Below are 14,054 nucleotides of genomic sequence, written 5' to 3' on the forward strand. Positions count from 1 at the left end.
TAAAAACGAACAATTTGTAACTACAATTATACATTTTTCGACATTTTATCTATTATCTTACCTGGTTTAGCTGTATAATAGTTCTATAATACTTACAAATAATTATATTGCGAGATTTCAGACAAGTTGCAACGGAGGGAATTCATGATAAATAAAGATATTCAGTCAACAGAAACCTCACTCATGGAGCATACATATGAAGAATTACAAGATATAAAGACAGCAATTGATGAAGCCGTTATTATGGCAGTAACAGATTCAAAGGGGATAATAACTGCTGTAAATGATCGGTTCTGTGAAATCTCAAAATATAGGCGAGAAGAATTAATTGGTCAAAATCATCGCATTTTAAATTCTAAATTTCATACAAAAGAATTCTTTAAAACTATGTGGAAAACAATAGGTAGTGGTCAAACGTGGAATGGTGAGATCTGTAACCGCGCAAAAGACGGTTCACTTTATTGGGTTCAGACAACGATAGTTCCTTTCTTAAATGAAATGGGGAAACCAAAGCAATATATATCTATTCGAACAGATATTACTGAACAAAAAAACATACAAATGTTAACCCATTTTGCAAATCATGATGTGTTAACTGGTTTACCAAACCGTAGATATCTATCGCAAAAGTTAAATATGTTAATTGAAAAAAGTAAAGAAAATCAATCAAAATTTGCCCTATTCTTCATAGATATTAATAGATTCCGTCATATTAATGATGCACTTGGGCACAATGTCGGGGATTTATTTTTAATTGAAGTTGCACAACGTTTTAAATCTATTGATAAGACTGGCAATTCCTTTTATCGATTGAATGGAGACGAATTTGTATTTCTACTTGAAGATATTAGTATTTTGTCAGAAATGGCGACAAAGCTCATGAAAATGTTTGAACAGCCATATGTCTTTAACAAATATGAATTTTATTCGACGATTAGCATTGGAATAAGTATTTTCCCTAAACACGGTAATGACGTTGATAGCTTACTAGTAAATGCTGATATGGCAATGTATGTAGCGAAAAATAGAAAAGGAAATCAATATGAGATTTTCAAGAAGGTCATGAAAGGGAAAAATGACCACATTCTGATATTAGAATCTAAGCTCCGCAACGCTATAAGAGAAAGCCTATTAGAAATTCATTATCAGCCGAAAATGGATGTGAAGACTGAACTACTTATTGGGATGGAAGCCCTTTTGCGTTGGAATGATGAGGAATTAGGTCATATTCCTCCAAATGATTTTATTCCCTTTGCTGAAGAGTGTGGGTTAATCAATGAAATTGGAGAATGGGTTTTAAAAACAACTGCCATACAAATTAAAGAATGGGAAAAGCAATTTAATTTTAATTTGAGGGTTGCAGTTAATATTTCTCCTTTACATTTTAAAGAACCTAATTTTGTAGCTCGACTTGTTGAGATTCTGGAAGAGACAAAGGTGAAGCCAGAGCATCTTGAAATAGAGATAACTGAGATGAGCATGATGGATTATAATGATGATCTCATAAATAAAATTCAGGAAGTAAAAGAATTAGGGCTAACGGTAGCGATTGACGATTTTGGTACAGGCTATAGTTCTTTAGGTTATTTGAAAGAATTCCCAGTAGATACGCTTAAAATAGACCGAACTTTTATCGTTAATATTAGTGAAGGGGAATCAGGTATAGCGATGGTTGCAGCTATCATAGCCTTGGCCCATGCATTAAAGTTAAAGGTAGTTGCAGAAGGTGTAGAAACCATTGAGGAAATGGAAATCCTCAAACAATATAATTGCGAGTATGTGCAAGGTTATTATTTCAGTAAACCTTTAAATGTTATTGATATAACGAAGAAAATGCAAAGTGAATTATCAGAATAGAAAATCAGGAATAGCCTTAAAACTATTCCTGATTAGTTAAGAGTATGTTGAATTTTGAAATCAGCATACTCTTTTATTCTTTTAATAGCTCTAGTAAACGTTCATATTCATCATAATTGCCAACTGCATCATAATATTGGAATAATAAATCAGAATTAACCTGAATCATATCCTTGTAACTCATATACAATTCCTCTGTTAAATGGCGAATTATGATTGGTATAGGCTGGTGATGATTAAAGTGTTTTAAATACTTTTTTATGAATCCCACGGATAACTCACACCATAAATTATTGCCAAGTGCTTCAAAATCAATAAATTGAGCATGTGAGACTAAGAAATCGTCTGTTAAATGTTCGTTATATTTACAAACAATTTGCCAATCGATTTTATTTCTGTAGCGATGCAGCCAATGAGGTTCTAATACAGCACTCATCAATTGAATTTGTAGTTCAGAATATTGCTCGAAGTGAGCGTCCATTTCCTTATTTGTTCGTTTTTTATAGCCCATATCGTCATATATTTGACTAGCTAATGAGGGAATTCCTTTTACCATGTGTTCACTTCCAGGCCATTTATATTGACCACGATCAAACTCAAAAAAATGATACTCTTGCTTTTCTTCCTCTTCTTCAACCTCATATTCGTCAAGTAAGTGAATTGTACTGTATTCACTGAAATACGTTTCATCTTCAATAAACAACTCGACTTCTTCCTCAAAATGATCATTTATTTTCAGATTTTGACGTCTTAATTCGTCGACAATATAATTCTTAAAGGAAGCAGAAAGCCTTGATAATACAGGGTAATTATATTGCAGGGTAGAAACATCTACTTTATCTATATGTTCAATTAAATATTCTTCAGTTAACTGGTCACAAGCATAGCAAATATATGCAAAATCAACATAGTCCAAAAATTTCTCAAACTCTGACGGGTGAAGCTTTACTAAATTATATCGCCAAAAACAATAATCATGGACGAACTTTTCTGACATATTACCGTTGTCTTTTATCAATTGGGACAAGTCTATCTCATCAATGATTGGTCCCACATAAGAGGGGATTGATTTTAAATCAAAGCCCATAGGGAAGTTCAACTTTTCCAATGCTTTTTGGGGTCTGAATTTTCTTTTTCGGCTAGGATCAGTTTTTAAGCTATAAGTACCAATTGATCCACGCTCGTCCAACAAAATATAAGCTAATTCTTGTCTTTGGTCACGTGTTAGCTTAATATTTTTAGGGAATTTTACAGAAGCGTAGTATGTAATATTGGACATATCATAGAAAAATTTAAAATCACCCTCAGGAGTAAAATCTGAACGAGACGTATTTTTCTTCCAATACAAAAGAGCCCCGTTGATTGGGGGATAGTTGGAGAATTGAATATTAGCTATTGAGAATATGTTATGTGAAAGAGATTCATCATAAACTGTCTTTATAAATTCAATATGTTTAATTTTAAGCATACCGTACCTCCATTACCTCTATTATATTTCTTTCGCTTATGAAACAATAGCAAAAAGTGTTGAGAATTTATGAATTATTCCTACTCAAAACAATTGAACGAAAAATTGTACTTATAAAAATACATAGAAAGCCCACTCTACTAATTTATTGTGTTTGCATGAGTTTTAGAACTGAATTCAATAATTTTTAGAAAAACAATGTATTATAAAATACATGACTGATGCTATGGTTTGCAAATTATAACAAGCATATAAAAGATTAATGAGAAAATATGGATAAACACTCTCTTCCAATAGATAAAAGATGTATAATTGAAGTTAACTATACAAAAGATGGTGAGTTTATGAGTTCAAACTTTGTTGTTTCTTTGAAGGAGACGAGAAACCCCTTAGAGGATATATTAGTCCCGGTTGAACAAAGGATTGGATATGTCGGGGGAGAGACACCCGTTATACCAATTTATTTTTATCGTTTACTGGGGGTAGAGGGCGAAGAAGAAAACGATTTTAATATATATATAAATGAGTTGTTTCGATTAGACGAACAGTTATCGGCATATGGGCGTTATGTTCGATTTGATGGTTCAATTCTCACACCACAAAACAATGAAATGAGCTATTTTAAAAATTTTATTGGGAAATCCTTAACACAAGATCCTACAGCTCTTAGGAAGCAAGGCTTATCTCTATTTTTTAATTCACGTATTTTCTATGGGCATAGTCATTATGCTGTTATTCATAAAGCCTTTTTACAGGTTCTTGATTTATTTCTAAAAAATGAATCCTTCCTCAATACATCAAAAGTAGAGACTTTCGTTGTTAAAATATTGATTTGGCTGCAGCGAATTATTGAAAAATTATATCCAACCAGTCAGCCAGACAAGGATATACCCAAAATCATTTTCTATGGAGATATAAAAGCTCATGAGGTTTATTTCTTAATCTTTGCTTCGTTGTTAGGCATTGATATTTTATACATTCATACAGAACCAGCAAAAGAGCAGAGGTTTTCCCAAATTGATTCAAACGATATGTTCTCCAAAAGAATGGTTTACTCCAACAGCTTCCCAATTAAACCGTTCCCTCAAGAGGCAAAACGAGTACGAAAGAAAACTGTTACCTATGAAGCAAAAGAGGAAATTGAAAGCTTCTTATATGGAGAAGAGGTAGGGATTTTTAAAACAAGGCAATTTGAAACAGGTTTAACAAAGCCTATCACTTTAAGAACTACTCATGACGAAATGAAAATCTTATGGCATGAGGATGCAAAAATAAGACCTGAATTTCAAGTGAAGAATGAAATTGTCTATGTTCCGAATTTGTTTGTCAAGGTAAGTGGAACATATCCTCAATTAGAGGACTACTGGAAAGAACTATTTGAAATGAAGGAAACTGTTAATACTGTTTTTAGAGAAAAAGTAGATTTTACACCAATTACTTATAGCAGGCAGGAAATGTATTCTACTTCCTTTGTTTTCGATGCAAATGGATTGATTGAAAAGGAAAAGCTGTTTAAGCACCCGTTATATAAGCTGGCATATTTAAATCAAACTGTACAAGACTTTGTTGTAAGTAAGATGAACGAGTTAATTAAATCAGATATGTTTTTGAAAGAGATGGATGATGATTTAAGAATCAAAATACTAATGACAGTTATAACATTGGAAAAAGACTTTTTGAGGCTAGTTGAGTCATTCGACTTTACTGGTAAGGTTCCTAAAATTGTTATTTATGATAATAAGCCAGATAATTTTTCTGAAACAGACATTATCTTATTATGTTATTTCAATTTGATAGGGGCAGATATTCTTATTTATACACCCACAAACTACAATAATATTGAAGCTTGGATTAACCGAAACTATTTTGATATCCATCAGTTACCAGCTGTTCAATTTGACTTGGAAATTCCAAATGATATTCCTAAAACTAAAACAGGCTTTTTAAAAAGATTCTTTAAACGATAATTCATTTCTAACTCAAAGGGAGGTAGGAAGGAAGATGGAAGCAGAAAATTATAAGGTTCAATTACCAAATGAATTAGAGCAAAGAACAAGTGAGATTCTAAAAAAGGTTAAAATCTCTCCTGAAACACAAGCTATTCGTCGTCAATTAAATATCGAAAATCTGAATTCCCTCGTCACATTTGGTAGTAAAACGACTGTAGAGATATCAAGATTTTCGGATATGATTTTAAATTCTATTCGGCGAGCTAAAATTGAAGAAGCTAAGGATCTAACTTTACGACTTAGCAGAATCATGGATCAATTTGATTTAAATGATTTTGATAAGGAAAGAAAGCCTAGTTTCTTTCAAAAGCTGTTCAAGAAAGCGAAAAACTCGATGGAAACGATTTTTAAGAAATATGAAACAATGCAAATGGATGTCGAACAAGTTGGCATAACTCTAAAGAAATATGAGGCTGAAATTCTAAAGGAAAACGATCAGTTAGAAACAATGTTCCATCATAATCTTGCCTATTACGAGGAGCTTCAAAAATATATTGCAGCTGGAGAAATTGCTATTCAGGAATTATCAACAAAGCTTATACCTGAGTGGGAAGAAAAGGCGAAGGTATCTGGCAATCAGTTAGACCAGTTAAAATTACAATCCTTAGTCCAGGCTAAAGAAATGTTGGACCACCGGGTATACGACTTACAGCTAGCTGAAAATGTTGCACTGCAAAGTCTTCCCATGATTAAACTTACACAAACGGGGAATGACGAATTAGTTCAAAAGATCAATACTTCATTTATAATTACTCTGCCATTATTCAAGCAGGCTCTAGCTCAAACGGTAGCACTGAAACGTCAGCAGGTGATTGAAAAAGCTCAGCAGACTTTAGATGCTCAAACAAATGAATTATTGTTAAAAAACGCTAATAATGCCGCCTTGCAAGAAAAAGCGATGGCACGATTAACAAATGGTAGCTTGATTCAATTAGAATCGCTTGAAAAGACCTGGGGAACGATTATCCAGGGGATTGAAGATGTGAAAGATATTTATAGTAAAGCAAATGAAGAACGAACAGAGGGTACAAATAAATTAGCAGATTTAAAGAAACGTTTTGAACAGAAAGTCGCAAAGTAAAGGTGTCATCTAATTGACACTTTTTTTAGACCTTTCAAAAAATAGAAAGCTAAATAATCTGTATTTTTATTGTTGTAAATATACAAAAATTTGAAACTTTTAAATGTATAGCTCGTAAATACTAGTACTAGAAAAATTTGGAGCTGACTTATTATGCTTTATTTAGCAATCGTTTTTTCATTACCTATATATACTTTTGCAATTTTCGGATTATATTATCCGCAAGATATGATTCTTTTTATGGATAGATGGCGTTATAGCGAAGAGCCCGAGTTTTCAGATTTACAAATGACTCTGTTTAAGTGGGGCAATATTGCTGCCATAGTGATAGTAACTATATTTCTTATTTTTAGTGGAATAATTACTTTCATGCCTGACTAAGAACAAGAAGTAAGACCGAAAGAATATTAGAATTCTCCTTTAAGTAGCTAGTTTTATAGTAGGAAAGCGTATCTCTATATTTAGTGATACGCTTTTTATTTACGAAAAAATCAATTTAATTCCAATAAAACCATCTTCCATGCCCATCCGGTTTGAGAAATGTCTTTTTTGAAACGACTTTGCCATTTTCAAGGTGCTCCTGATGAAGATTTAAATCGTACATATTGTTATAGACATGGTAAATAGAGCGTGTGTAACTCATTTTATTTAATAACGCTTTAAAGTCATTTTTTAACTGTGCAGGAAATTGGTTTGCAACATGAGTATGGAACAAAACAATTTGATTTTCAGGTGAATTGGATTGAATAATATTCGGTAATAGTTCTAATAGGTCTCCTTCATACATTTCTTTTTCAACTGCATTTGCAATTTTACTGGCTGCCACAAACTGCTTCCTTCTTTCTTGGTGCTCTGGCCAAATTAATGCAAGCATCCATTCGAATTCTTCTCTATTACTTAAATCCACAATATTTAAATCAATTCCAATGCGCTTTTCTATTTTCAAGTCTACATTTATAGTATTTGGTAAATTTCCTCCTTTGTTTTCAGATTGAATTGTTATCGAATTATCGAAATTATCTACTCTAAATGATTGATTATCTTCTTTATATTCATAATTGTAAGCATCTAAACAAAGCAATAGCCCAGCACTTGTGCCGATTTCTATGAGTGTTAGAGGCTTGTTCGTATTCTTTTGTATATCTAAAAAAGTCGGGTATAGATAGGCAGCTCTTCTCACCTCATTTGTTTGGACTAGCTTTGTATGAAACAAGTCAAGAAGCTGTTCTTTATGTGTAAGTACGAATTCTTTAAAAGGTTCAAAGCACTCATCAAATGGTAAGGGATTTTCAGTTAAAGACGGGTAATAATTTCGCAAAGGAGCATCAGATTTCGTTAGAAGATATTGAATAGATGCAAAAAAGAGATTTGGTTTTGGCTGAGAAGCTGGAATTTTATCAATAATATCAAGTAATTCCAAATCCTCGATAACTCGTATACTCAAATAAGCATATAGCTCACTACTACCTTTCGCTTCTTTGTCGGCGAATTGTTGAAAGTTTTTTTTATAATCATCCATTTCATCATCCCCTTGTTGATTGATTAAGTTAAGTGTATACTTTTGGTAAAATTATGAAAATTAATACTTTTTAATTATTACGATTAAGATTTTTAATTGGTGGGATGAAAATGGAAACAAAATGTTTGAAATCCTTTGTAGTTGCTGGTAAAACTGAAAACTTTCGAGAAGCCGCTGAACTTCTTTATATTTCTCAGCCTTCAATAACAGTACATATTCATCAATTAGAAGATTACCTACAAATTCAATTATTTAAAAGGGAGAGTGGAAAGGTCGCTTTAACAGAAGAGGGGAAATTCTTTTTAACTGAGGCAGAGGAAATCCTAAATAAAATTGAGCAAGGGAAGCAGAACCTGAAATTGTTTTCAGAAAAGAAAAACGTCAAGCTTACTATTGTGATTTCACCGATGCTGGTTGATTCAACTATACCTCAGATAATCTATCAATTTATAATAGAAAACCCATCCTATGAGGTAACCTTAATGGTTGTGGAATCTGAGAGAATAGGAAGTTTATTGCAATCTGGACAAGCGCATATCGGAATTGGGTTGACACCAAGTGATAGTGAGTTTATACAGGATGAATTAATTCATACTAGCCCGCTAGAGTTCGTGGTGCCGCTAGATCAATATGATGATGAAACAGGTGTCAACTTTGATATCCACGAGCTTTTTAGAACTTATCCTTTCTTTACAAATCATATATCCAGCATCTTTCCCAGCATCAATCTATTAGTCAAAAATCATTTTCATTATGTAAAACCGATTTCCATTCCTCAATCTTATATTGTGAAAAGGTTCATAAAGGATGGCCTGGGAATATCCTTTTTACCCAAGCTTATTATTCGTAGAGAGATGATGGAGGGTCGGTTTAATGTCATACCGTTTACAGAATTCGAGCTACCATCAGTAAAAATATACATGCAATATAAGCTGAACGATAAAAAAACGTTATTAATTAGAGAAAAGCTGCTATCTTCTTATCTAGTTTAAAATGCAGTTAAATCAATAAAGGAGCATTCTATGAATCTAAATTTTAAAAGTAATAATGATTTTACTCCAATAGTTGAGCATGTAAAAAATACCGCTAATCAAGTCGTTTGTTCAGGAGCTGCTACATTTGTTATTCATAAGGATACAGTTGTCATTGAAGAGTATTGGGGTAAACAATCCAATAAGAATGATGCACGGACTGTTCAAGCAAACACCCAATTTCACGTAGCATCTGTTCGAAAAAGCTATATTGGTTTTGCAGTAGCTTACGCAATTTTTACCGGCAAAATTCAGAGTATAGATGATCACGTCCTTCAATATTTACCAGAGCTTGATACTGAAATCTGGGAGAATACCACAATAAGACATTTATTAACCCATACACATGGTCTAAATGAATTAGACGGGCAAATTTTCCGCGAATATCCAGTCGGTGAAAATTGGACATATAGGCAAGTCAATATAAATACCCTAACCGAACTGGTCAACCGGACTACCCAAAAAACAGTTTCTCATATCCTGCATGAACAAGTTTTTGAGCCATTAGGTTTGAAAGAAACTGGTTGGTATAGCAATTCACACGAAAAACTTGTAGATGTTATTCTTACGGACGGTCAGCACAGGAAATGGAACATCGACAAAAGTACTGATGGTGACAGGATGAATATGTTTGTTTCTGCAAGGGAATTGGCTTTCTGGGGGTACTTACATTTAAAAGAAGGAAATATTAACGGGAAACAGATAGTACCAAAAGAATTGCTAAATTTAGCTATTTCATTACAAAGTCCTTCAACAATAGATAAAGATCTCCCTCAAAACGGTTTTTTATGGTTTGTTAAGGCTTTACCTGCAACAAAAACAGAGATTGGTGCGAGTGTCCCAAAAGGAGCCTTTCAAATCCTTGGATATACAGGCGTGACACTGTTGGTCATACCAGATGAAGACATAGTTGCAGTTCGTATGTTTAATAGCTATGGTTCACCAGAAGGCTATGACTATTTAGAGGATGTTAGGTCATTTGGAGATACAGTGATGGATTGTTTGAAAAAGCTAGAAATAGAAAATGTACAAAATCGAACGCTTTCACTATAAGTCGTTCCTTTGGATTATTCCCTGCAACTGGTTTAAACTTTTGAATGGCAATAGAGTGTAAAAATACATACGATGCTGCCCATTAAATTTAAACTATTTCTAAGGAGTAATTACAATGAATGAACTACAAATTAAACAATTCCGCCAATCAGAGCATGATGTGGATCCTATCTATTTAAATCGTTGGTCTCCTAGATCTTTTTCTGAGAAAGAGGTGCCTGAGGACGTTCTAATGCGCGTGTTTGAAGCAGCACGCTGGGCTCCTTCTGCAATCAATCTACAGCCCTGGAGATTTATCATTGCACGAAGTGAAGAGGATCGAGCAAAATTCAATTCCTTCATCTTAGATGGGAACCGTCGCTGGTGCGAAAAAGCTCCAGTATTAGCTGTACTTATTTCAGATAAGGAAGATCCAGTGCATGCTTTTGACAGTGGCACGGCATGGGGCTTTTTAGCACTACAGGCTGCAAAAGAAGGTTTAGTAACTCATGCGATGGGTGGATATGAAAAGGACAAGGCCCGTGAAGTTCTAAATATTCCTGACAACTTCGATCTTCAAATTGTAATTGCCATTGGCTACCAAGGTGAGAAAGAGGCATTACCAGAAGATTTACAAGGTCGTGAACAGCCATCTACACGTCGCCCATTAAATGAAACAATTTTTGAGGGCACTTTTAAATAACACCATAAACATTATTAAAGGGTTTTTTACACGATCGTATAGCGTCGTGTAAAAACCCTTTAAAATTTAACCAGATAACTATTTACATTATTTAATTATAAAAAAGAGAGCCAATCCTTAACATATGCTAACAAACCTAAAAATGCGCCAATACCAGCTCCGAAAAAGGCTGGTACTACTAAATTTGATGTTATTTTAGCCTTCACCTTACTGTTTCCCACCGAAACTCCTCACTTTCTAAACGATATTACTATAATTATATATAATCAATTCATTACTGTAAATCAATTAGTTTCCATATATTGGATTTCGAAGATTTATTCACATAATATTCGAACATTAAAAAATTTAATTTTCTATCTCAAAATTAGATTAAATTGTGCTAATCTAGAGATAGGTTTTGGAATATTCTTATATAAAATAATTTGCTTTTAATTTAGAAGACATCAGAAATGGAGATTTGTATTATGGTAATGAGCGAATTTCGTATTGAAAAAGATTTTTTAGGTGAAAAGGAAATACCAAAAAACGCATATTATGGCGTACAAACAATGAGGGCTATTGAGAATTTCCCAATTACTGGATACCGAATCCATCCAGTGCTTATAAAATCTTTAGGTATTGTAAAAAAAGCTGCCGCACTAGCCAATATGAAGGTGGGTATGTTAGACAATAAAATTGGACAATTCATTATACAAGCATGTGATGAAGTGATTGATGGAAAATGGAATGACCAATTTATTGTTGACCCGATTCAGGGTGGTGCTGGGACATCTATCAATATGAATTCAAACGAAGTAATTGCAAATCGTGCACTTGAACTTATGGGAGTGGAAAAGGGGAATTATAAAGTCATTAGTCCCAATAGCCATATCAATATGTCTCAGTCAACAAATGACGCATTTCCAACAGCAACTCATATTGCAGTCTTAAGCTTAATGCATCAATTACTCGATTCAACTAAAACTATGCAAGATGCGTTTGGGTCAAAGGCGAAAGAATTTGCCGGTGTTATAAAAATGGGCCGTACACATTTACAAGATGCTGTACCGATATTACTTGGTCAAGAGTTCGAGGCTTATGCTAGAGTGATTTCTCGTGATATATCACGTATGTCACTATCTATTCAGCATTTATATGAAGTGAATATGGGGGCAACCGCTGTTGGTACAGGCTTAAATGCAGACCCGAAGTATATTGAAGCAGTTATACAAAATCTTAGGGATTTAAGTGGGTTGCCATTAAGTGGAGCAGAACATTTAGTGGATGCAACTCAAAATACGGATTGTTATACTGAAGTATCTGCCATGTTAAAGGTTTGCATGATTAATATGTCTAAAATTGCCAATGATTTTCGTTTAATGGCCTCTGGACCACGCGATGGATTATTTGAAATTGTGTTACCAGCTCGTCAGCCTGGATCATCAATCATGCCTGGTAAAGTAAATCCCGTGATGGCAGAAGTAGTAAACCAAGTTGCTTTTCAAGTTATGGGGAATGATTTAACGATTTCACAAGCCTCTGAAGCTGGCCAATTTGAATTAAACGTAATGGAGCCTGTCCTATTCTATAATTTAATTCAATCTATCTCGATTATGAATAATGTATTTAAAGTGTTTACAGAGAAATGTGTATTAGGTATTAAAGCAAATGTAGAGCATTTAAAACAATATGTCGAACAAAGTGTAGGGATTATTACTGCTGTAAATCCTCATATTGGATATGAGCTTGCTGCTCAAATTGCAAAAGAGGCAATTGAAACAGGGAACTCTGTTCGTGAGTTATGTATTAAATCAGGTGCCCTAACTGCCGAACAGTTAGATAAAATATTAGATCCATATGAAATGACGCATCCAGGTATTGCAGGTGGAAGAAGCTTATAAGATTGTAAGAGAAATATCTAAAGTTCAGCCAATATTGGTTGAACTTTTTATTTGAATCATCTGGAAATTATTTCATTTAAATTGAGTGTAAATTATTGAAAACAAGAACATATGTTTGTATAATTGTATTAACACCTTTAGTTTATAGCATAAAGCCTAATTATATTGGAGGGTTTAAGATGCCGAGAAATAAAGGAATAACTGATGATATGATTATAGAGATGTACAAAAGTGGCATGCCTTATAAAGAGATGGTTCCAATTATTGGGCTATCTAATCGAGCCATCTATAATGTAATTGCTAAGCATAATGTCACCGTTAATCGTGAGCCATCCAGTGGCCAACCAAGAAAACATAAGGTCAATGAAGACTTTTTTAAAATCTGGTCCCATGAAATGGCTTGGGTATTTGGATTATTTGTTACGGATGGAACAGTTAGTGGAAATGCACATAGCATAAACTTCGCTCAAAAAGATGAAAGAATCCTTAAACTAGTGGCCAAATATATGGAAGTAGCCTACGTAGTACGACCAATCAGCACCACTAGAACCGTACCCATCTTAGTTATAAACTCAAAAGAAATTAAAAATGATCTGGCTAATTTAGGAGTTACTTCCAATAAATCTTTAACTTTACCTTTTCCAGACGTGCCGGAAGAATTTATGGGCTCATTTGTACGAGGGGTAGTGGACGGGGATGGGTGGGTACAAGACCGTGGTTATGTAATGAATATTACTACAGCTAGTTATAATTTCGCTGAAGGATTATATAACATATTTAAAAAATGGAATTTGAAAACTGAAATAACAAACCAATTGACAAATTCAGGGCGAAAAGTATATAGAGTTTGGGTAAAAGGTAAAGAAAGTATTTCAGAGCTATCTAGGCTTATTTATAATAATTGTGAAGAAAATTATGTATATACAAAACGTGAGAGGCTTACACAATGGATTAAAGAAACGGAGGTGAAGTATTTTGTGGAAATCTGTTAATGGTAGATTAATTCAAACGGTTGACGATACTAGGGCTGAATATAAAACACGTATAAGTAAATCATTGCTAACAGAGCTAAAAAAACTAGCAGACGAACATAATACACATGTAGGATATTTATTAGAAACTGGATTTGTGCAGATTTTAAAAGAAAATTATATAAACTTCGATAAAAAAAACAGACCCAAGGATCGAGTTGAATTCAGAACAACATGTAATAAAGAAGTACTAGAAAATCTTAGAGTATTTGCTAAGGATAATAAATTGAATTTAAATGATGTTATTGAAGCAAGTTGCAACTTAATTGATATTGAGCAAGTTAAAGATGGTAAATGGAGATATCGTATTGAAAGTTAGCAAAGGAGTATTTAGATACTCCTTTTTATACTTCTATAAATAGGGATGTGGTCGTAATATCTATTATAGGAAGCTAAGTATCATTTAAAAAGTATACTCTTAATAGTGAGACAGAAACCAA

At 33.5% G+C, this 14,054-nt stretch carries 12 protein-coding genes; 10 read left to right on the forward strand and 2 right to left on the reverse strand.

Translation table 11 applies throughout. The annotated features are described in order from the left end of the window. Positions 1-144 precede the first annotated feature (144 nt). Positions 145-1,857: an EAL domain-containing protein gene (locus LG296_RS09445; protein ID WP_107937054.1), complete on the forward strand. Its 1,713-nt coding sequence runs from the start codon at positions 145-147 to the stop codon at positions 1,855-1,857. Between the two features lie 73 nt (positions 1,858-1,930). Here LG296_RS09445 and LG296_RS09450 read toward each other — a convergent pair whose 3' ends face one another. Beyond that, positions 1,931-3,325: a nucleoside-diphosphate sugar epimerase gene (locus tag LG296_RS09450; RefSeq protein ID WP_107937052.1), complete on the reverse strand. Its 1,395-nt coding sequence runs from the start codon at positions 3,323-3,325 to the stop codon at positions 1,931-1,933. A gap of 344 nt (positions 3,326-3,669) precedes the next feature. On the opposite strand from LG296_RS09450, the gene LG296_RS09455 reads away from it, so the two are divergent. The 3 genes from LG296_RS09455 to LG296_RS09465 all read left to right on the forward strand — a co-directional run bounded on the left by LG296_RS09455 (position 3,670) and on the right by LG296_RS09465 (position 6,796). Further along, positions 3,670-5,292 (forward strand): YceG family protein, encoded by a 1,623-nt coding sequence (locus LG296_RS09455; RefSeq protein ID WP_181418059.1) that lies wholly within the window; start codon positions 3,670-3,672, stop codon positions 5,290-5,292. Positions 5,293-5,326: 34 nt separating this feature from the next. Next, a complete protein-coding gene (locus LG296_RS09460; RefSeq protein WP_107937048.1) occupies positions 5,327-6,415 on the forward strand; it encodes a toxic anion resistance protein in 1,089 nt (362 codons plus the stop codon). A gap of 153 nt (positions 6,416-6,568) precedes the next feature. Then, positions 6,569-6,796, forward strand: a complete 228-nt coding sequence (locus tag LG296_RS09465) for a hypothetical protein (RefSeq protein WP_107937046.1) — start codon at positions 6,569-6,571, stop codon at positions 6,794-6,796. Between the two features lie 115 nt (positions 6,797-6,911). Here the strand turns inward: LG296_RS09465 and LG296_RS09470 are convergent, their stop codons facing one another. Next, a complete protein-coding gene (locus tag LG296_RS09470; RefSeq protein ID WP_107937044.1) occupies positions 6,912-7,934 on the reverse strand; it encodes a DUF2332 domain-containing protein in 1,023 nt (340 codons plus the stop codon). Positions 7,935-8,044: 110 nt separating this feature from the next. On the opposite strand from LG296_RS09470, the gene LG296_RS09475 reads away from it, so the two are divergent. The 6 genes from LG296_RS09475 to LG296_RS09500 all read left to right on the forward strand — a co-directional run bounded on the left by LG296_RS09475 (position 8,045) and on the right by LG296_RS09500 (position 13,933). Further along, complete coding sequence (locus tag LG296_RS09475; RefSeq protein WP_181418058.1) at positions 8,045-8,926, forward strand: LysR family transcriptional regulator; 882 nt, start codon at positions 8,045-8,047, stop codon at positions 8,924-8,926. Between the two features lie 30 nt (positions 8,927-8,956). Further along, positions 8,957-10,018 (forward strand): serine hydrolase, encoded by a 1,062-nt coding sequence (locus LG296_RS09480; protein ID WP_107937040.1) that lies wholly within the window; start codon positions 8,957-8,959, stop codon positions 10,016-10,018. A 115-nt stretch (positions 10,019-10,133) separates the two neighbouring features. Next, entirely contained in the window at positions 10,134-10,700 is a 567-nt protein-coding gene (locus LG296_RS09485; RefSeq protein WP_107937038.1) for a nitroreductase family protein, read from the forward strand. Positions 10,701-11,167: 467 nt separating this feature from the next. After that, positions 11,168-12,583, forward strand: a complete 1,416-nt coding sequence (gene aspA, locus LG296_RS09490) for an aspartate ammonia-lyase (RefSeq protein ID WP_107937036.1) — start codon at positions 11,168-11,170, stop codon at positions 12,581-12,583. A gap of 179 nt (positions 12,584-12,762) precedes the next feature. After that, positions 12,763-13,575, forward strand: a complete 813-nt coding sequence (locus LG296_RS09495; RefSeq protein WP_107937034.1) for an LAGLIDADG family homing endonuclease — start codon at positions 12,763-12,765, stop codon at positions 13,573-13,575. Further along, on the forward strand, positions 13,559-13,933 hold the full coding sequence (locus tag LG296_RS09500; RefSeq protein ID WP_107937032.1) for an rRNA methyltransferase: 375 nt from the start codon (positions 13,559-13,561) through the stop codon (positions 13,931-13,933). Before LG296_RS09495 ends, LG296_RS09500 begins: the two co-directional genes overlap by 17 nt. Positions 13,934-14,054: the final 121 nt, after the last annotated feature.

It is taken from the genome of Ureibacillus chungkukjangi (genome assembly GCF_044795995.1).
Taxonomy (GTDB): domain Bacteria; phylum Bacillota; class Bacilli; order Bacillales_A; family Planococcaceae; genus Ureibacillus; species Ureibacillus chungkukjangi.

Bases quoted from the DNA above. Each gene is read 5' to 3' on its own strand.
- LG296_RS09450 (WP_107937052.1), bottom strand. From the start codon at position 3,325: ATGCTTAAAATTAAACATATTGAATTTATAAAGACAGTTTATGATGAA.
- LG296_RS09480 (WP_107937040.1), top strand. From the start codon at position 8,957: ATGAATCTAAATTTTAAAAGTAATAATGATTTTACTCCAATAGTTGAG.
- LG296_RS09470 (WP_107937044.1), bottom strand. From the start codon at position 7,934: ATGGATGATTATAAAAAAAACTTTCAACAATTCGCCGACAAAGAAGCG.
- LG296_RS09445 (WP_107937054.1), top strand. From the start codon at position 145: ATGATAAATAAAGATATTCAGTCAACAGAAACCTCACTCATGGAGCAT.
- LG296_RS09475 (WP_181418058.1), top strand. From the start codon at position 8,045: ATGGAAACAAAATGTTTGAAATCCTTTGTAGTTGCTGGTAAAACTGAA.
- LG296_RS09455 (WP_181418059.1), top strand. From the start codon at position 3,670: ATGAGTTCAAACTTTGTTGTTTCTTTGAAGGAGACGAGAAACCCCTTA.
- LG296_RS09485 (WP_107937038.1), top strand. From the start codon at position 10,134: ATGAATGAACTACAAATTAAACAATTCCGCCAATCAGAGCATGATGTG.
- LG296_RS09460 (WP_107937048.1), top strand. From the start codon at position 5,327: ATGGAAGCAGAAAATTATAAGGTTCAATTACCAAATGAATTAGAGCAA.
- aspA (WP_107937036.1), top strand. From the start codon at position 11,168: ATGGTAATGAGCGAATTTCGTATTGAAAAAGATTTTTTAGGTGAAAAG.
- LG296_RS09495 (WP_107937034.1), top strand. From the start codon at position 12,763: ATGCCGAGAAATAAAGGAATAACTGATGATATGATTATAGAGATGTAC.
- LG296_RS09465 (WP_107937046.1), top strand. From the start codon at position 6,569: ATGCTTTATTTAGCAATCGTTTTTTCATTACCTATATATACTTTTGCA.